General features: G+C 65.8%; 18 protein-coding genes and 1 tRNA gene. 7 read left to right on the top strand and 12 right to left on the bottom strand.

All coding sequences use genetic code 11. The features are described from left to right. The first annotated feature begins 23 nt into the window (after positions 1–23). Both ABD844_RS39300 and ABD844_RS39295 read left to right on the top strand, forming a co-directional pair. Positions 24–1493, top strand: a complete 1470-nt coding sequence (locus ABD844_RS39300; protein ID WP_344889976.1) for a sensor histidine kinase — start codon at positions 24–26, stop codon at positions 1491–1493. 44 nt (positions 1494–1537) lie between these two features. Beyond that, positions 1538–1843 (top strand): nucleoside triphosphate pyrophosphohydrolase family protein, encoded by a 306-nt coding sequence (locus ABD844_RS39295; protein ID WP_344889973.1) that lies wholly within the window; start codon positions 1538–1540, stop codon positions 1841–1843. A gap of 103 nt (positions 1844–1946) precedes the next feature. Here the strand turns inward: ABD844_RS39295 and ABD844_RS39290 are convergent, their stop codons facing one another. Further along, positions 1947–3734 carry a bifunctional metallophosphatase/5'-nucleotidase gene (locus ABD844_RS39290; RefSeq protein WP_344889970.1) on the bottom strand — a complete coding sequence of 596 codons (1788 nt, stop codon included), beginning with the start codon at positions 3732–3734 and terminating at the stop codon, positions 1947–1949. Positions 3735–3842: 108 nt separating this feature from the next. On the opposite strand from ABD844_RS39290, the gene mshD reads away from it, so the two are divergent. Continuing rightward, on the top strand, positions 3843–4751 hold the full coding sequence (mshD, locus tag ABD844_RS39285) for a mycothiol synthase (protein WP_344889968.1): 909 nt from the start codon (positions 3843–3845) through the stop codon (positions 4749–4751). A 13-nt stretch (positions 4752–4764) separates the two neighbouring features. Here the strand turns inward: mshD and ABD844_RS39280 are convergent, their stop codons facing one another. The 3 genes from ABD844_RS39280 to dcd form a co-directional block, all read right to left on the bottom strand. After that, positions 4765–5769 (bottom strand): inorganic phosphate transporter, encoded by a 1005-nt coding sequence (locus ABD844_RS39280; protein WP_344889965.1) that lies wholly within the window; start codon positions 5767–5769, stop codon positions 4765–4767. Between the two features lie 8 nt (positions 5770–5777). Continuing rightward, a complete protein-coding gene (locus tag ABD844_RS39275; RefSeq protein WP_344889962.1) occupies positions 5778–6395 on the bottom strand; it encodes a DUF47 domain-containing protein in 618 nt (205 codons plus the stop codon). A gap of 494 nt (positions 6396–6889) precedes the next feature. Then, positions 6890–7465 (bottom strand): dCTP deaminase, encoded by a 576-nt coding sequence (dcd, locus tag ABD844_RS39270; RefSeq protein WP_344889959.1) that lies wholly within the window; start codon positions 7463–7465, stop codon positions 6890–6892. A gap of 99 nt (positions 7466–7564) precedes the next feature. Between dcd and ABD844_RS39265 the strand changes: the two genes are divergently transcribed. Beyond that, positions 7565–7635, top strand: a tRNA-Gly gene (locus tag ABD844_RS39265). Positions 7636–7741: 106 nt separating this feature from the next. Here ABD844_RS39265 and ABD844_RS39260 read toward each other — a convergent pair. The 8 genes from ABD844_RS39260 to ABD844_RS39225 all read right to left on the bottom strand — a co-directional run bounded on the left by ABD844_RS39260 (position 7742) and on the right by ABD844_RS39225 (position 14775). Beyond that, entirely contained in the window at positions 7742–9109 is a 1368-nt protein-coding gene (locus tag ABD844_RS39260) for a tyrosine-type recombinase/integrase (RefSeq protein WP_344889956.1), read from the bottom strand. Beyond that, positions 9109–9315, bottom strand: a complete 207-nt coding sequence (locus tag ABD844_RS39255; protein WP_344889953.1) for a helix-turn-helix domain-containing protein — start codon at positions 9313–9315, stop codon at positions 9109–9111. The genes ABD844_RS39260 and ABD844_RS39255 overlap by 1 nt, the downstream gene beginning before the upstream one ends. A 12-nt stretch (positions 9316–9327) precedes the next feature. Next, positions 9328–10863, bottom strand: a complete 1536-nt coding sequence (locus tag ABD844_RS39250; protein ID WP_344889951.1) for a replication initiator — start codon at positions 10861–10863, stop codon at positions 9328–9330. Positions 10864–11041: 178 nt separating this feature from the next. Beyond that, positions 11042–12451: an FtsK/SpoIIIE domain-containing protein gene (locus tag ABD844_RS39245; RefSeq protein ID WP_425568731.1), complete on the bottom strand. Its 1410-nt coding sequence runs from the start codon at positions 12449–12451 to the stop codon at positions 11042–11044. Between the two features lie 88 nt (positions 12452–12539). After that, the gene (locus ABD844_RS39240; RefSeq protein WP_344889946.1) at positions 12540–12839 is read right to left on the bottom strand and encodes a hypothetical protein; all 300 of its coding nucleotides are present in this window, start codon (positions 12837–12839) and stop codon (positions 12540–12542) included. Beyond that, positions 12836–13048, bottom strand: coding sequence for a hypothetical protein (locus ABD844_RS39235; RefSeq protein WP_344889943.1), 213 nt, complete (start codon positions 13046–13048; stop codon positions 12836–12838). The genes ABD844_RS39240 and ABD844_RS39235 overlap by 4 nt, the downstream gene beginning before the upstream one ends. 62 nt (positions 13049–13110) lie before the next feature. Next, a complete protein-coding gene (locus ABD844_RS39230; RefSeq protein WP_344889941.1) occupies positions 13111–13527 on the bottom strand; it encodes a plasmid replication, integration and excision activator in 417 nt (138 codons plus the stop codon). Positions 13528–14043: 516 nt separating this feature from the next. Beyond that, positions 14044–14775 carry a GntR family transcriptional regulator gene (locus ABD844_RS39225; RefSeq protein ID WP_344889938.1) on the bottom strand — a complete coding sequence of 244 codons (732 nt, stop codon included), beginning with the start codon at positions 14773–14775 and terminating at the stop codon, positions 14044–14046. 763 nt (positions 14776–15538) lie between these two features. On the opposite strand from ABD844_RS39225, the gene ABD844_RS39220 reads away from it, so the two are divergent. Genes ABD844_RS39220 through ABD844_RS39210 form a run of 3 tightly spaced genes read left to right on the top strand, consistent with a single transcriptional unit; the run spans position 15539 to position 18257 of the window. Then, positions 15539–16438 carry a DUF5919 domain-containing protein gene (locus ABD844_RS39220; RefSeq protein ID WP_344889935.1) on the top strand — a complete coding sequence of 300 codons (900 nt, stop codon included), beginning with the start codon at positions 15539–15541 and terminating at the stop codon, positions 16436–16438. Further along, positions 16435–17241, top strand: a complete 807-nt coding sequence (locus tag ABD844_RS39215; protein ID WP_344889931.1) for an inositol monophosphatase family protein — start codon at positions 16435–16437, stop codon at positions 17239–17241. Before ABD844_RS39220 ends, ABD844_RS39215 begins: the two co-directional genes overlap by 4 nt. A gap of 20 nt (positions 17242–17261) precedes the next feature. Next, positions 17262–18257 (top strand): restriction endonuclease, encoded by a 996-nt coding sequence (locus tag ABD844_RS39210; protein ID WP_344889928.1) that lies wholly within the window; start codon positions 17262–17264, stop codon positions 18255–18257. The last annotated feature ends 46 nt before the right edge of the window (positions 18258–18303 follow it).

Genomic DNA, 18303 nt, shown 5'->3' with positions numbered 1-18303 from the left:
TGACGTACGGAGGGTGAGATGGGATGGTAGACCGGCTGTTTCCGCGCTCGATCCGGGCACGCCTGACCGCGATCGCGACCTTGGCGGCCGCGGGTGTCGTCGCCGCCACGGCCGCCCTCACGCTCGCCACCGTGCCCGACAGCCTGCACGGGGTCCTGGTGGCCCGGGTCGAGCTGGCCGTGCGCAGGGTGGCCGGCGACGTACGTGACGGGCAGTTGCCCGGGGTGCTGGAGCCGCCTGAGCGCGTCGCGCTCCTGCGGGTGGTCTCGGCGACCGGCGACGTGCTCGCGAGCAGCGGCCCGTCCCATCCCGCCGACGCGCGGGTCACGGCGCTGCGGCCGCGCGGGTTAGAAACCGTCCGTACGACTGAGGTGGAGGTGACGCGCGACCCCGCCGAGCCCGCCACCCGCTACCTCGTGATGGCGATGACCGTCCGCACACCCGCAGGACCCGCCCTCGCCGCATCCGCCACCATCGGACCTCCCACAGTCGCCCACTCCACCGCCGGGCCCGTCGCCGGGCCCGCCACCGCTCAGCGTGCCGTCGCCGGGCCCGTCACCGTGTACGGGGCCGCCTCGCTCGCCGACGTGGACCGGTCGCTCAGGTGGATCCACGCCCTGGTGTTCCTCGGCACCCCGCTGGTCCCGCTGGTCGTGGGGGGCCTCACGTGGGCCGCGGTCAGGACGGCCCTGCGGCCCGTCGAGCGCATCCGGGGCGGGTTGGCCGAGCTGACGGGCCGAGACCTGAGCCGGCGCGTGCCCGTACCCGACACAGGGGACGAGATCGCCGCCCTGGCCGCCACCACCAACCACGCGCTCGACCGGCTGGAACGTTCGGCCGAGACCCAGCGCCGCTTCGTCGCCGACGCCTCGCACGAGCTGCGCAGCCCCATCTCCGCCCTGCGCACGCAGATCGAGGTGGCCAACGCCTACCCCGACGAGACCGACTGGCAGGTCACGGGCGCGCGGGTGCTGGCCGCCGCCGACCGGCTGACCGGCATCATCGACGAACTGCTGATGCTGGCCAGGCTCGACGCCGGCGCGCCGCCGCAACGCCGCGTGGTGGACCTGTGCCGCGTGGTCGAGGACCAGGTCCGCCGCCGCGCGGACGCCCGGGTGCCGATCTTCCTGCGCGCGTGCGAGGTGGCACCCGTCCTCGGCTCGCCGGTGCAGCTCGACCGCCTCCTGACGAACCTGCTCGACAACGCCACCCGGCACGCCGCCACCCGCATCGACGTCGAGGCGGCCGTACGGGGGAGCCGGGTGGTCGTCACGGTGACCGACGACGGCGACGGGATCCCGCCCCAGGACAGGGAGCGCGTGTTCGAACGGTTCACCCGGCTGGAGAACGCCAGGGCCAAGGACAACGGCGGCAGCGGGCTCGGGCTGTCGCTGTCGAGGGAGATCGCCACGGCCCACGGCGGCACCCTCACCGTCGCCGACCACGACCCGGGCGCACGATTCGTAGCGGTGCTGCCCTTGCACGACGCCTGACCACGGCTACAGCGGCACCTCCTGCGACACCTAGACTCGGCGGGGTGGACCTACGAGAGCTCTCCGACGAGATCGAGTCCATCTCGCGGCGTTACGCCGACCACGTGGGCATCGATCGCGACGACACCTGGTTCCTGCTGAAGCTCCAGGAGGAGGTGGGCGAGCTGACCCAGGCGTTCCTCATGCTCACCGGCAGGGCCAGGGACAAGGGCCGTACCGAGGAGGAGCGGGCGGCCGGTTTCCGCGAGGAGCTGGCCGACGTGGTGTGCCACGTCCTGCTCATGGCCCGCCATCACGGGGTCGACCTGGAGGCGGAGATCGAGCGCAAATGGCTGGCCTGGAAGCGGTAGCGACCACCTGGCACGGGTTCCGAAACGGTAGCGGCCCGGCCTGAAGAGGCCGGGCCGCAGGGTTCTCAGCGAACAGAGGTCAGGGGCTAACAGAGGTCAGGGGCTAGTCGACGACCGTGATGCGGTTGGTGGCCGGCGGGGCGATGGGGTTGTTCTTGCCGAGGTGGTCGACGAAGGCGTCGATGTCCAGCGGCCCGCTCCACAGGTCCGTCCCGTCCTTGAAAGCGAGGAACGCGTCGCCGCCGCCCACCAGGAAGTTGTTGGCCGCGACCCGGATCGTCTGCGCGTCCGTCACCGGCACACCGTCGATCTTCATGTCGGAGATCTTCGAGCCCCAGGCGGCGCCGCGGCTGTAGGTGTAGGTGAAGTTCGCCGACGGCTGCAGGATCTTGGTGAACGCCTGGCTGTTCGGCCCGCCGGTGAACTGCTGCTCCAGCACCGTCTTGAGCTGGGCGCCGGTGAGGGTGACCACCTGCATCAGGTTGTTGAACGGCTGCACGGTGAACGCCTCGCCGTACGTGACGACGCCGTCGCCCTCCTTGGCCGGGGAGCCGGCGTGCGTCAGCGCGGCCCGTACGCCGCCCGGGTTCATCAGCGCGATCTGCGCGTTGCCGCCGGTCTTGGTGGCGGCGAGCTGGGCGTCGGCGATGAAGTTGCCGAGGGGCGACTCACCGGAGGGCGCGGCGGCGTTGGTGATGTCGGAGCTGATCGTGCCGACCGCCTTGTTGGCGACGGACGAGACCTCGTCCTGCCAGAACCCGACGAACTTCGAGATCGCGGGGTCGGCCGCGACCGTACGCGTCACGACGTGGTTGTCCGCCACGACGGAGGCCCGGTCGATGTCCTTGGTCTTGACGTTCACCTTCAGGTCGACCTGCGTGATGACCCGGCCGTTCGAACCGCCCTGGGAGTACACGCGGTCGTTGCCCGCCGGGTCCTTGACCTCGCACAGGTACGCCTGGTGCGAGTGGCCGCTCAGGATCAGGTCGATCTCGGCGTCCACCTCCGTGGCGATGCGGTTGCCCGCCCCCGGGACGGCGCTGCACGCGTCGGGCGACTGCCCGGACGCCACCTGGTCACCCTCGTGCATCAGGACGACCTGGGCCTTCACGCCGAGCAGCTTGAGCAGCTTGGAGGCCACGTTCGCGGCCTTGACCTCGTCCACGAACTTGAGGTCCTTGATGCCCTCGGTCGTGACGATGTTCGGGGTCGTCTGCGTGACCAGGCCGATGAAGCCGATCGGCACGCCGTTCATCACCTTGATGCTGACCGGGGGCAGCGCGGGCACGCCCCAGTCGGCCAGGAGCTGCTTGACCTGCCGCGAGTTCGAGCCGCCGAACGCCGCGAGCGCGTCGGTCTTCTCGTTGGGGTTCTTGAACAGGACGTTCGCGCCCACGTAGTCGAACTTGGCGCCCTTCCACTTGCCGGCGGGCGAGCAGCCGTCCACCGGGTGGCAGCCACCGTCCATGATCCGCCGCAGTTCGGCGTAGCCCTCGTCGAACTCGTGGTTGCCGACCGCGGCCACCTTGAGCCCCAGCTTGTCCAGGAACTCGATCGACGGCTCGTCGTGGTACGCGGCCGAGATGAGCGGCGTGGCGCCGATGAGGTCGCCCTGGGCCACGGCGATGGTGTTCCTGTCGGACAGGGCCTTCATGTGCGTGGCGATGTAGGCGGCACCGCCGACCTCGACCGTCTGGCCGTGTTCGTCCACGATGCGGCCGGCGGATCCGGTGGGCGGTTCGAGGTTGCCGTGGAAGTCGTTGAGCGCGAGCAGCCGGACGGGGACCGTCTTGGGGGCCTTGCTCGCGTTCGCCGGGAGGGTGGCGAGAAGGACCGCACCCGAGGCGAGGGCTCCGGCCAGCGCCAGCCGGAGGAGGGAACGAGACGTCATGGCCCAAGACGTTACGGCCGCAAACCATGCGGCCAATGTCGCAAAGGTAACGATTTGCCCGGCTGTCACATGGCGTCATTTGCCAGTCATACGCCTAGAGTTCGTTCTGTGAGTGTGAACGTGGAGATCCGCGAACGGCTGGATGACCAGGAGATCACCGAAGTGCTCGCCCTGGTGGAGGCGGCGACGGACGCCGACGGCGTACGGCCGCTCAACGAGCACGTGATGCTCCACCTACGCTACGGCGGCGACCCGCGGGCCCGCTCGCTGCTGTTGCGCGCAGACGGCGCCCTGGCCGGCTACGCGCACGTCGATCCCACCGACGAGGTGGAGGGGCCGAGCGTCGAGCTGGTCGTCCACCCGTCCCGCCGTCGCCGGGGCCTGGGCGCGCGGCTGCTGCGGTCGATCATGGACCTGACCGACGGCCGGCTCCGCCTGTGGGCGCACGGCGACCACCCGGGCGCCGGGGCGCTCGCCGCCGCCTTCGGCTTCGAGCGCGTCCGCTCCCTGTGGCAGATGCGCCGCTCCCTCTTCGCGCCCCTGGCCGCCCACACGCTGCCGGAGGGGGTGAGCCTGCGCACGTTCGTGCCCGGTCAGGACGAGGAGCCCTGGCTCAAGGTCAACGCCGCCGCCTTCGCCCACCACCCCGAGCAGGGTGCCTGGACGATGGACGACCTGCTGCGGCGCGAGCGGGAGCCCTGGTTCGACCCGGATGGCTTCTTCCTGGCCGTCCGCGGCGACCGGCTCGTCGGCTTCCACTGGACGAAGATCCACGGCTCCTCCGACCACGGGCACGAGCCGCTCGGAGAGGTGTACGTGGTCGGCGTCGACCCCTCCCAGCAGGGCACCGGCCTGGGCAAATCGCTCACCCTGGCCGGGCTGGGCCATCTGCGCTCACGTGGTCTCGCCCAGGCCATGCTGTACGTGGACGAGACCAACACGGCGGCGATCGGCCTGTACGAGGCCCTCGGCTTCAACCGCTGGGACGTCGACGTGATGTACGCCCCACCACAGTGAGCCGGTCGCCGGCTCACTCCACGATGAGGTGGAGCACCAGGTAGGAGAGCCCGGCCACGATGGCCGCGGCCGGAATGGTGAGGATCCACGCGGTCACGATGTGCCCCGCGACCCCCCATCGTACGGCGCTGAGCCGCTTGGTGGAGCCCACCCCCATGATCGCGGCGGTGATCGTGTGCGTGGTGGAGATCGGCGCCCCGAAGCCGATGGCCGCCACGTACAGGACGGCCGCCGCCGCCGACTCCGCGGCGAAGCCCTGGGGCGGGTGGAGTGCGATGATGCGGCGTCCCAGCGTACGCATGATGCGCCAGCCGCCCGCGTACGTCCCCAGCGAGATCGCCCCCGCGGCGGAGAGGATGACCCACTGCGGGATGGGGTCGGTCGGCTCGGCGAAGCCGCCGACGGTGAGGGCCAGGAAGATGACGCCCATCGTCTTCTGCGCGTCCTGCAGCCCGTGCCCGAGCGCCATGGCGGCGGCCGAGACGGTCTGGGTGTAGCGGAAGCCGCGGTTGGTCCTGCCCGGCTGGCGGTTGCGGAAGATCCAATATATTGCGATCATGATCGCTGCGGCGAGACCGAACCCGATCAGCGGCGACAGCACCATCGGGATGACGACCTTCTCGAAGACGCCGTCCCAGTGCACGACGCTGGCCGAGGCCAGCGCGGCACCCACCAGGCCGCCGATGAGGGCATGACTGGAGGAGGAGGGCAGCCCGAAGTACCAGGTGATCACGTTCCACACGATCGCGCCGATGAGGGCGGCGATCACGATGACCAGGCCGTGCGATCCGTCCGGGGCATTGATGATGCCCTGGCCCACCGTCTGGGCGATCTGGGTGCCCAGGTGGGCGCCGATGAAGTTCATCGCCGCGGCCATGAACAGCGCGACCCTCGGGGTCAGCGCCCTGGTCGAGACGGAGGTGGCGATCGCGTTCGCCGCGTCGTGGAACCCGTTGGTGTAGTCGAAGGCCAGTGCGATGACGACCACGCCGATGACGAGCGCGAGCGTGAGGTCCACTGCTGGTCCTAGCTTTCCTTGACCGCGATCGACTCGACGGTGTTGGCCACGCTCTCGAAGGCGTCGGCCGCCTCTTCGAGCGCGTCGACGACCTCCTTCATCTTCATGACGGTCAGCGCGTCGTACTCACCGCTGAACAGCTTGGCCAGCAGTCGCCGGTAGACCTGGTCGCCCTGGTTCTCCAGGCGGTTGACCTCGATCCAGTACTCGGTGAGGTTCTTCATCGAGCGCAGGCGCGGCATGGCCTCGGCGGTCAGCTCCGCCGCCCGCTCCAGCACCTCCACCTGCCGTACGACGTCCTTGGGGAGGTGGTCGATCTGGTACAGCAGGATGAGGTCGGAGGCGGCCTCCATGGCGTCCATCACGTCGTCGAGGTTCGAGGCGAGCCGGTAGATGTCCTCGCGGTCGAACGGAGTGATGAAGCTCTCATTGAGCCGGTTCATGATCGCGTGGGTGCGTTCGTCCCCGGCGTGCTCGCAGGCGCGCATCTTCTCGGCCAGGGCCTCCCTGTCCGAGCCGTCACTGATGATCTCGACCAGTAGACGGGATGCCGTGACCAGGTTGTTCGCCGAGTCGGCGAACAGGTCGTAGTAGCTGTCCTCACGTGGCGTGAGACGCAGGCGCACGTCGTTCTCCAGATGTGCGGGGATGGTCCGTGCAAAGGGTACGGCTTACCAGGAGAAATGCGAACTTCATCTTCTCTTCGCCTTGTGGCTACCCGGCGTCTGTTGTGCGACACCGGCATTCCGCGTAGTTTCGTGATCTTTTGGGCCGTCCGCATTGGCCGACCGCGTCGGCCGATCGTACTGGTCGCCCGCACCGGCCGACTGCACCGGCCCACGGCGTGACCTTCGGCTGGACATCCTGACCTGCACCCCGACCTGCGCCGCGACCTCTCGGCCGGCGTCGGCGGCCTGGGGCGTGACCCGATGATCGGTGGCGCCGACCGGTGGGCCGACCAGCGGCGCGTCCGTCGGCCGGGCGCGCCGGCCCGCGTGCGTCAAGGAACGCCCCGCGGGCAGACGACGACCCGCCCCCGATCACCCGTCAGACCCTCCGCGTTTACCTTTCGTTCACTTTCCTGTCGCCTCGCCCCTCGTGCTCGTCTCACTCATCCCGCTCAGATCTTGGTGCGGTGGAAGTTCCGGAACGACCTCGACGGGGTGGGGCCGCGCTGGCCCTGGTAGCGGGAACCGTACTTGCTGGAGCCGTACGGGTGTTCGGCGGGGGAGCTGAGCCTGAACACGCACAACTGCCCGATCTTCATCCCCGGCCACAACTTGATCGGCAACGTCGCCACGTTCGACAACTCCAGCGTCACATGCCCGCTGAACCCCGGATCGATGAACCCGGCCGTCGAATGCGTCAGCAACCCCAGCCGTCCCAGCGAACTCTTCCCCTCCAGCCGCGAGGCGAGGTGGTCGGGCACCGTGACGGCCTCGTACGTGGAGGCCAGCACGAACTCGCCCGGATGCAAGATGAATGGATCGTCCCCCTGGGGCTCCACCATCCGCGTGAGATCCGGCTGCTCGACGGACGGGTCTATGTGCGGGTAACGGTGGTTCTCGAACACCCGGAAGAAGCGATCGAGCCGCACGTCGATGCTGGAGGGCTGGATCATGTCCGGATCGAACGGGTCCAGCGCCAGCCGCCCGGCCTTGATCTCGGCGAGGATGTCACGGTCAGATAGCAACACGGTGAGCAACTTACCGGGCGAGCGGAAATTGCGCGGGGTCGGGATTGCTGATGTGCGCCAAGTTTCCGCTACAGTGGGGGACGCGACCTTGAGTCGTACGCGGGTGTAGTTCAATGGCAGAACATCAGCTTCCCAAGCTGACAGCGCGGGTTCGATTCCCGTCACCCGCTCTCATAGGGAAAGCCCAGGTGGACCGATGGATTCGGTGCCTGGGCTTCGGCGTTTCCTAGGTTTGTTGATCTCTGCGTGCCATTAGCGTGCCATTAGGCGTAGGAATCACCCGGCGGGAACGAGCAGGCCGGGCGGGTCGTCCTCGTCCTCGTCCTCGTCCTCGTCCTCGTCATCGTCGCGTGCCCGTTCGTGCCCGATGAGGTGCTTGTCGATGGCTTCGGTGATCAGCTTGTCGGCTCCACGGACGGCGTGCTGATAGATCATCGCGGCCCGGACGTTGTCGTGTCCCATGCGCGCCATGAGGTCCTTGAGGCCCGCGCCCGAGTCCGCCGCGATCATGTTCCCGGTGTGACGGAGATCATGGAAGTGCAGCCCCGGGACGCCGATCGCCCGCACGGCTTCCATCCATCCGGAGAGCTTGTTGAATGCGCTCCGGCGCATCGGTCCGCCCTTGATGCCGGTGAAGATCAGCGATCCGGCTTCGGGCTTCACGTAGAGCCGCAGGTGCTCCTTGAGAGCCGGGATGATCGCTTGCGGGATGCCGACGATGCGCTTGCCAGCCTTGGACTTGGGTGGGCCAAGAACCAGCTCGCCGGTGGAACGTTCCATATAAGCAAGGCGTACGCGGACCGTACCCGCGTTGAGGTCGAGGTCTGATCGCGTCAGAGCGGTGATTTCGCCCCATCGCAGGCTCGCGAACGTGGCCAGGAGTACGAAGGTTCGGTAGCGGCGATCATGCGTGCAGTCGGCCTGCCCGGTGTCGATCATCCGCCACAGCGCCCGCTCGGCTTCTGCTCGCGTGGGGAAGACCTCCGGGTAGGTCCGCATCTCACCATGCCTCTGGAAGCGGATGCGGTGTCCTTCGCCTCTCTTGAGCCCCCGGATACTGCCCACTGGGCGGCGCCCAATCTTGTCCGCCAGCTCGAAGACCTGCCCCACGGAGAGGACCGGTCGCTCTTCGGCGTGCTCGTCGCCGGCCCCGCGGATTCTGCATGGGTTGCGGGAGATGATCCCGTCGTCCTCGGCCGCCGTCATGAGCACGGCACGGAGCAGGCGGTACGCCTTGGCGGCCATGCTCACCGAGACGCCCTTGCCGAGCAGATCCGCCCGCCACTGCCGAATCATCGCCGTCGAGAGCTTGCCGAGCGAGACGTTGCCGAGGTAGGGCGTGATGTGTTTCTGGAGCAGCCAGCGGTACAGGTCCACCGTTCGAGGGCGTAGACCGGGGCGTTGGTCGATCCAGGCTGCCGAATACTCGGCGAGCCTGACCTTAGCCCGCTCGGGGTCGGTCCACGTCCCGGCGAGTATCCGCCCCTCGATCAGGGTGAGCGCCCGGTCCGCGTCGCCCTTGCGCTCATAGGTCTCCTCGCCGGTCCGCATGCGCCCGTCGGGTCCGGGATAGCGGATCTGGAACCGGCCCGAGGGCAGCTTGCGGATGTTGCCGAAACGGCGATGGTTGTCCTTGTTCGCCATCAGGCGGCCCTCCCGGTTGCGTCGAAGGTCGTCAGGGGCGCGACGGTCCCGGCGACGACGAAGGTGATCAGTGCGGACTCACGGATGCGGACGTGCCGCCCGACCTTCACGAACTCGATCCGGCGTTCGGCGATCAGTCGGCGGACGAAGCGAACCGAGGTGCTGAGCAGTTCGGCCGTTTCCGGGACGGTGAACAGTTGGTCCAAGATCTCCTCCTTTCAGGCTGCCTGCGGATTTGCCGAAAGCTCTTCGAGGCGTCTCAGGTGAGCGCGCCATCGCTGACGTTCGGCGATGGATCGAAGGAGCCGGACGCCGATCGGAGCGACGTCGGGATCGCCCGGCTTGACCGGTTGCCAGACGTAGCGGTGTGGGTCGGTGGGCTCGTCGGGCTGGCCGAGAGCTTCGAGGACCCAGGTACGGCGGTCCTGCTTGTGTTCGGCGAGCGTCTTGTTGCTCCACTTGCGGGAGACGAGGACGCGGCGACCGGCGTAGCCGAGGTGTTCGGGCTTGTGGGCCTTGGACCGGCAGCGGCCGGGGAGCAATTCAGACCTGGCGTTCTTGGGCTGCACGCCGTACCGCAGCCAGTTCGGGCAGGTCGGCGAGCAGGGCTCGTAACGAAGGGCATCGACGAAACGGGCCGCATGCTCCCGCTGGGCCTGACCGTTCAAGGTCTCGCCGAGGCTCTTCGTCAGGTACTTGGACAGGTACCGGATGCACTGGTCGGCGTCCGGTGACCCGGCGAGTACGCCCTTGACGTCCACCTGATCGCCGAAGCGGATCACGTGCATGGGCTCGTCGCCGAGCTGGTCGAGGGCTTCGTCCCAGGTGGGCAGGACCTCGCCCGTATCAGGGTCCACGTAGCCGATGCCGTCGTTCCAGACGGGCAGGTGGTCACCCTCGAAACGGGCTTCATCCGCCTGAGGCCACCAGATCTGGTGATAGGTCGCCGCCGCGATCTGCTTCATCTCGGCGCGCGGCAAGGTGCCCCGGACGGCCATGTGCAGATGCGGAGCGAGCCGCTTCTGAGGCTCCACCGTGGCGAAGTACTGCACGTCGTAGCCAGCGACCCGGCGCAGGTTCTGCACGAACCGGTCCACGAGCTTGGAGAAGTGCAGCGCGTCACGGGCCGCTCGAACGTAGTCGTACGCGTCCGGATCGACGGGAGCGCCGTTCATGACCTTGCCGTAGCTCGGCAAGGTGAGCGTGACGAACAGAGAAGGCCGGTAGGTCCTGCCGTCCGACGCCTCGAAGGTCCGGCCCAGAGTCGTGCTGGCCATCTTTCGCTTGGGCAGGTCGGGTGCGTCCTGGCGACGCTTCGTCGAGCGGACCCGCTTAGACCCTGTACGCCCCAGCACGTTGCCGCGCATCCCGGCCTCGTTGATCTCGATATCGAGCCCGGTGAGCACGGCGTCCAAGTCGGAGGTATCGCCGCCGGCCTTGTCCTCCTCGTCGCGCTTGGCCTGCATGTCGGCCCGGAACTCGACGAGCCAGCGCTGCCCATCGGTCGGCTCGTCGGGCGTGATGATCGGTTCCTCGTCGAGGTGCCAGCCCTCGCGGCACTGCGCCATTCGGAGCTGCCGGTTGCGCTTGGCACACGGAGGACACTTGCTCTCCAGCGGTGAGCCGCACGGGACATCGACGACCTCTGACCTGCCGGTCGTCATGTCGAGCCGCTTGAGCGCCACCGGCCGGATGCAGACGCCGTGAAGCTTGGCGATCTCCTCCGCCACGTCGCGGGCGAGCGGTTGAGCCATGCGGACAGCGCGCGGAGTCTTACGGTCGTTCAACGGACCTCCTCTCCGATTTCGGGGAATGTGAGCGCGGTCTGACCGCACTCGGAGCACTCGACCAGGCCACGTAGCGCGTCGAGCCAGAGGACATTCAGCGCACCGCACGAAGCGCAACGGAGGCCTTCGAGGAAGTGAGCCAGCGTCATCGGACCTCACCGACCATCACGCGGATGTCGTCGTCCGAGACGTACGCGGCCCGGACACGAATCGGATCGGGGCTGGTCTCCAGCCGCACATATCCGACGCCCGCACCCCGCTCCGGGCGAGGAGAAATACGGTCGGCCAGCGCGCCGCGATCCCTCGCCCCATCGCCGAGCACCATGTCCACCTGCTCCGACTCGTCGAGCCGTAGAGCGATCTTGTCCGGGAAGAGGTTGCGGATGTTGATGACCTCCTTGCGTGGGTCCTGGAGAGCCGCCAGGACGCCGACGCCGACCGCACGTCCCTGAGTGGTCAGCGTGGCCAGGGCAGCGGAGATGCGCTGCCTGAGCTGCTTGTCGGACTGATAGGCGGTCAGGAACGCCACCTCGTCCACCACGACCAAGACGAAGGGATCGTCGAGGGTAGGCGCGTGTGATCGCTGAACTCCGGCGAAGCGAGCCGCACGCTTGTGCATGATGCTCACGGCCTCGTCGAGCAGATCAGCGCACTCAGCGGGATCAGCCGCGTACCGACCGCCGAAGAGAGCCTTGCCGTACGACAGTTCCATCAGCTTCGGATCGAGCGCCCAGATCTCGACCAGGCCTGCATGCATGGCAGGCACGAGCCCACGAATCGCTGACCAGATGATCGAGCCCTTGCCCGCCCCGGTGGCACCGACGACGATGACGTGAGTCCCGTGCAGCCGTAGACGCCAAGGTGTGCCGTCCTCTTGCCTACCGATCTCGACCGGCCCGACGGTCGGCGTATCCGGGATCGGAAGCGCCGCTATCGGCGTGGCCAGCGGATCGTGACGAGGGAAGGTCAGTACGAGCTGACCAGGTTTGGCCACCGAGACTCGGCACGTCTCCGACCCGAAGCCATGAGACAGGTTCTCGATCCTGTCGGCCCAGTCCTTGACCGCCTGGCCGTCGAGCATGCGGACGGTGAGCCTGTCGGCCCAAGAGTCGGAGGTGACCTTGACCAGCCGCGGAATGTACTCCCGTCCGCGTATGTGCCGAGCCAGCCCCGCGACGGTCATGACCGGCTGCCAGTGCCGCCGATAGATCCAGAACCAGCGGGCGAAGGCGACCAGTCGCCAGCCGACCCATCGCGCGAACGTCGGCCTGTCGAGAATCGCCCAGGCGCCCATGGACATGAGAGCCGGAACGACCACCAGCAGCGCGACGCGCCAGCCGTACACGAGGCAGAGCCCGGCGGGAACGGCGATCGTCGCCAGCGCGACGGGGTGCCGCCAGACGAGGCGGAAGAGGCCGGCTACGAACCGGGCGATGAAGATGACCAGTGTGATGATGGCCGGGGTCTGCACCACGGCCGGTTTGAAGACCACCGCCGTGTCGGGGGTGGTGGAGACGATGCGGTGCGGCTCGTCGCCGGGCATCCTTTTGAACATTAGGGTGAAGTCCTTCCAAGCAGGTCGCGTGTGTGCGGAAGACCGAGGGGCCGCCGGAAGTTGCCGCTTCCTGCGGCCCCGCTGAGCATCAGGCCGCCTCGTCGGTGCCCTTGTCTGACTGGCCGGAGTGCAGCCGCTCGCAGTCGGCCAGGTACCTGGCGGCGGCGTTGAAGATCTCGCGGGCAACGGTCAGGTCGTTGTCGGTCACCGGCCCCGCGGTCGAGACGGTCACCGACGCGTCGGAGGCGCTCAGGTCGAAGCAGGGCTTGTCGCTCTCCCCGAGCCAGGCGCGCACCCGCAGCTCAGCCGAGCAGAAGGCGACACTGAACCGCGACGGCTGATCGGGACGCATGGAGACGGTGACGTAGGTGTACGGGCTGAGCGTCATCGACCCGCCACCCCCAGCCCGTTCGGCAGGCCGTGGAACATGCGCTCCACCGCACCGGCGAACATCGCGGCCTCGCGCGCCAGGCTCCGAGCGAACTCGATGTCGTCGAGGGTGATGTGATCGTTGGCCGACGTGGTGACGAGCACCTGCGTGCCGCCAAAGGCGAACTCCAGGACCGGCGAGCGCTGCGGATACGGATGGTTCCGCACATCAGCTCCCTGACCGACCTTGAGGGCGATCGTGCTGACCGGACGGACCTTCCGCCGCCCCATCACGCCGCGTCCTTGGCAGCGGTCGTCGTCGCCTTACTGACCGGGCGAGGAGCACGCATCTCACGAACCTTGATCGAGTACGCCAGCCGCCCGGCCTGGTTGACGTACGGCGTCGCGGTCATGTGGTCAAACTCGACTGGTGTGAACGGCAGTCCGGCCATCGGAGCCGGAGGAACCGGCTGCACCGGGCTGAGGAGCTTGACGGAGACGGTCTTCTGAGCCGCCTTGAGCGTGGGGTCGGCGTCCATGACGCTGACCTGCCAGACGAGCTCTCCGCTCTGCTTGTCGCGGGTCTGGACGAAGCGCCCGTTGGTCGAGGCGTCGAAGTCCTTGACGGGCTCGACCTCGCCCACGATGTAGCAGCCGTGCGGGAAGACCATGTCGAACGTGACGGGGATGGGACCTTGCAGTGCCATGAGGCTTGCTCCTAGCTAGTCGTCTTGTCGCTAACTCGTCTTGTCGAGTTGTCATGAAGGTACCCGCAGGTCAGGGACTTGACAACACGAGTTAGCGGGATTTCTTCAAGATCTTTTTTGGAGGTATGACTAATCCGCCCATAAGCCATTGCGGCATAGCGGATGGATCGGTTTAAATGACGATCAACTCCATGTGATCTCCACGGCTCATGCGGGGACCATGTGGCAGTCGCGCCGATATGGGACCGTGCAAGGAGTGCGAGATCTCGAACTTACGGTACGACCTCAACCATGCTCGCGACATGTCGATCAGGAGCGAGCCCGACGACGAGCCCATGGGGCTACCACCAGGCGTGCGGGGAACGCGGTGGGCCGAAGTCGCCAAGAGCAAAGCACGCAATCGGCAGCTAGCTCGTCACAAGCTGACCAAAAAAGACGAGAAATCCCTTATGCGGCTAATCGCGCTAAGTCGAGCTAGGAAACAGGAACAAGAGCGCCGCCGAAACGGGCTCTGAGTTAGAGGGAGTAAGAGTCTTCTAGCTCGTGGAGGTCACCGGGAAGCGCCAAGTCCACGACGAGCACAGGCCGTCCTCCTCCGTTGAACACACTTGCCAGCACCCCGAGGACGGGCGCCGTCTTGCGGACCTCCATGAGCTTGGCTTCGTCGGCCGAAGGAGGCCGAGCGCTCAGTCGCTCGACGACGTGCTGAAGCTTGATGCCTTTGCTCGCCTGAAGATGCTCCCTGATGCCTGTGGAGAGTGGTCTAGCCTCACCGAGCTCCGTTCCCTCGGCCTGATGCACCGGACACCACACGGTGAACAGGTCGGTCGGCCGCTCGTCATCGCGGAAGAGAACACGACGCCGTACCACAGTGGATCCCTCGGGCACGTCCAGCAGCTTCGCAATCGCGGCAGAAGCCGCCAGTGATCCGGCGTCGATGACCGTGCAGTTCTCGTCGGCTTCCACCCGGTCCAGGACGGCCCGGCCCGGACGGGGATTCTGGTTGGACGCGCCCGGTGGGGTGGCCTTCACGAAGGACCCTTTGCCGTGCTCCCGCTCGATGACTCCACGGAGCTGGAGAACTTGGAGAGCGCGGACGACGGTCGGCCGGCTCACCTTGAACTCACGGACAAGCTGCGTCTCGGAGGGCAGCAGAGAGCCGGGCGGATAGGTCCCGTCCGCGATCTTCTGCCTGATCGTCTGCACGATCTGGGCGTACTTCGGTGGCGCGAACTCTTCAGAGGACATGACGACCATCCAACAACTCGACTTGTCGTAAAGACTAGTTCGAGTTGGACGGCCTGTCTCCCTCTCCGCCATAGGAAGCGTACGGACTGGTGGAGGGACTGTCTGACTGCGCTACAGAAGCCCCTCCACCAGCTCCAAGGCACGACGGTTCAGCACCCCTGAACTCGCCTCCCGTCGTGCCCGCCTAGTGAGCCCTGCCGTCGAAAAGGGCGATCCAGACACTCAGCGCTTCCTTGCACCGCCATCGATAGGTCTCATGGATTCGCTGTACGACACCGTCACGGTGCTCGGTCCGACGGATATAGGCGAGACCGCCCTCGCGGCACAGCTCGTAAACCAGGTCCTCGCACGCACAGGTGTACTCGATCACTCGCGGAGGATCCTGTTCCCGTGTGACCTCTCGCCAGACCAGGCGCATGTGATCCGGCCGAGGCGGCGCGACGTGAGGCGCAAGGCAGCCAGCGTAGATGTTCACAGCAGCGCACCTGCCTGCCCGGTTCCGTTGCACCGCCAGCAGTCGTCCTGGTGCCGGTCGTCGGCAGCGGCGTCGCCCGGATGCTCGGCCGCCACTACGCTCTGGCGAAGGCTGACGTACTTCCAACCTCGTCCTGAGCAGGAGTTACATGGCGCTGTCATGCAACGAGGATTGCCCGAGGACTTGTCACGTCTCGATCGCTCCCAAGTACCGCCTGTAATCGACTCGTTTCTGTTCGTCTCCTCTTTGTCTCGTCCGATCTCGTCGCTGTCGCTAACCTGGGCTTACATGGCACCCCAGCCCGAGGCGCGGATCATGACTGACCTGCCGATCCTGTTGAAGACACTGCTGACGCAACGCCACTGGCAGACCTACAGCACGTTCTGTAAGGAGTACGACAAGGCCGCCAAGAAAGTGGACCCGTCGTTGCAGGGTGGTTGGCCGAGCCGCGCACAGCTCCACAGGTGGTTGACCGGCGAACTAAAGGGTTTGCCCTACTCCGGCCACTGCCGCGTCTTGGAGGCCATGTTCCCGGGCAGATCGGCGCGCGAGCTGTTCTCAGCGACCGCCGTCGAGATCCCCGAGCAGAGGACAGAGCCGGTGCCAGTCAAAAGCGCCGGCCCCGACACCGCAGCCTGCTTCATGCCGCAGATGGCCGATGTAACCGCGATCTTCAGTAGCCGCGCTGCCTTCTCTTCCGCCTACCCGGCATCGACGATGTTCGACGACGCGAAGGAGATCAACGCGGCGGGCCTGTCGCTCAACATCCTCTGCCAGAGCTACCCCGATCATCACCTCAGGCGCCTACTGGACTCCGGCACCCGCATCCGCTGCCTCTTCCTCGACCCTCAGGGCCAGGCGATTCGCGCCCGCGAAGCAGAAGAGGGCTACACCGACAGCACCCTGACGACCCTCACAGCCCTCAACATCAGCATGCTGACCAGGTTGCGCGATCGACTCGACGCCACGTCGGCCCAGCGCCTTGAACTCCACGTCTACGACGAGACGATCCGATTCAACTTGCTCATCGTGGACCGGGCATTGTGCGTGGTTCAGCCGTACCTACCGCAGGCACGCGGAGTCGATTCACCAACCTTCGTGATCAAAGACAACACCGCCGCAGAGGGGCTGTTCCCCATCTTCGACCAGGTGCTCAGGGACATGTGGGAGCGGAGCAAACCTGTATGACCATCGACGCCCGGACTCTTCTCCCTATCGCTGAGCGCGCCGTGTCGATCGCCAGCGAGATCATCCGTACCAAGGCTCCCGGCGTTATCACGGCCAAGGGTGACCGGGACATGGCGACGGAGGTGGACTACGCCGTAGAACATGCCGTACGGGAGTTTCTGTCCTGCGAGACGCCCGAGATCGGATTCCTTGGCGAGGAGGAAGGCGTCAGTCATCTGGGCGACGGCCTGATGTGGGCGCTGGATCCCGTGGACGGAACGGCCAACTTCTTGCACGGTATCCCGCTCTGCGGCGTTTCTCTGGGCCTGGTGGACAAGGACACATCCACACTGGGTGTGATCGACCTGCCTTCCCTCAACCTCCGGTACTCGGCGGCCGAAGGAGCTGGCGCTTTCGTCAACGGATCCGAAATCCGCGTGAGCGGTACTCGCGAGTTGCAGACCGCGATTGTGGCGGTCGGCGACTATGCCGTGGGGGAAAATGCCGACGAGCGAAACCGGCCTCGGCTCGCCCTGACCCAAGAACTTGCCGCTCGCGTTCAGCGCATACGGATGTTTGGCTCAGCAGCGATCGACTTGGCTTGGGTAGCAGACGGAAGAATTGATGGAAACGTTATGTTGAGCAATAATCCCTGGGACACAGCCGCTGGAACGCTCATAGCTCGAGAGGCAGGTGCTGTAGTTGTGGATTTTGACGGCAGCGCACATACGATTCATTCATCCGCCACTATTGCAGCGAACCCTACGATAATCGCAGACTTGGTGGAAATAATCGCCGAAGCTCACAAGGCTAGCCGAGTGTAGACGCGAAAGGAAGGTTGTCGGTGGCGACAAACGTGAGTGCCTATGAATTCGAAAGACTGATCAGAGACGTGCTCGAAAGGAGTCTTGAAGGCTTTGCCATAGAAACGCCACCGGTCGGTGCAGATGGCGGCGTTGACATCGTCGCGAGACGGGGAAAAGAAACCATTCTCTATGAAGTAAAAGCACTTACCCCGCAAACGCGCTCTCGCATCAACGCGGTCGCAGAACAACTGAAGCGCAACGAAGAAAAATTCAAGAAGCGATATCCCCAGGATCGCCCGCCGAAGCTTGTTTTGGTTGTTTCAATAGTTCTAGCTCCGCAACACATAGAGTTCCTGGCTTCACAAAACATCGAGGTCATCGACGGGGCAGAGGTCGCCCGGCTTGCTGCGGGGCACGGCTTGCAATATGAAGCGGTCAGAGTGCTCGGCAACCTACCTGCGGACCAGCAGACTCAAGAGGCCGCAAGGAGAGCAGCCAATATAAATGTATCCGATAGGCTCGTGAAAGAGTTAGGTGAAACGCAATGTGGCAGAAGTGATTGGGTCAAGTTCCAGAAGCTCTGTAGGGACATTCTCGAATTTCTCTTCTGTCCTCCACTGGAGCAGCCGATCACCGAGAACTTTGCACAGCTCTCCTCCAATCGGAGAGATATAATCCTGCCCAATTACTGCATGGATGGATTCTTCGCGTATCTGCGAGTTGTCTATCAGGCACATCTAGTCACCTTCGATGCAAAAAATAGCTGCAATGGGATCAGCAAGGATGATGTCTTGCAGATGTCCAACTATCTGTCCGATAAAGGGCTAGGGCTGTTCGGGGTGTTGATTGGCAGGACTGGGCCGGATGTGTCGGCGATAAATACCCGCCGCGATCACTGGACGGGCCTACAAGGAAAGATGATTATCTTCCTAGAAGATAGCGATCTACGTCAGATGATACAGGACAAGATCGATGGCAAAGATCCATCTGTAGTCCTCAGGCAGAAGATCGAGGATTTCAGGCTCTCTGTCTAGTTCTCGATGTTCTCCAGGTTCAACACCACAGTGTTAAAACGGATCG

Source organism: Nonomuraea antimicrobica (assembly GCF_039536965.1).
GTDB lineage: Bacteria > Actinomycetota > Actinomycetes > Streptosporangiales > Streptosporangiaceae > Nonomuraea > Nonomuraea antimicrobica.
The sequence above is the reverse complement of the archived record's forward strand: the minus strand, read 5'-3'. Positions and strand labels throughout refer to the sequence as shown.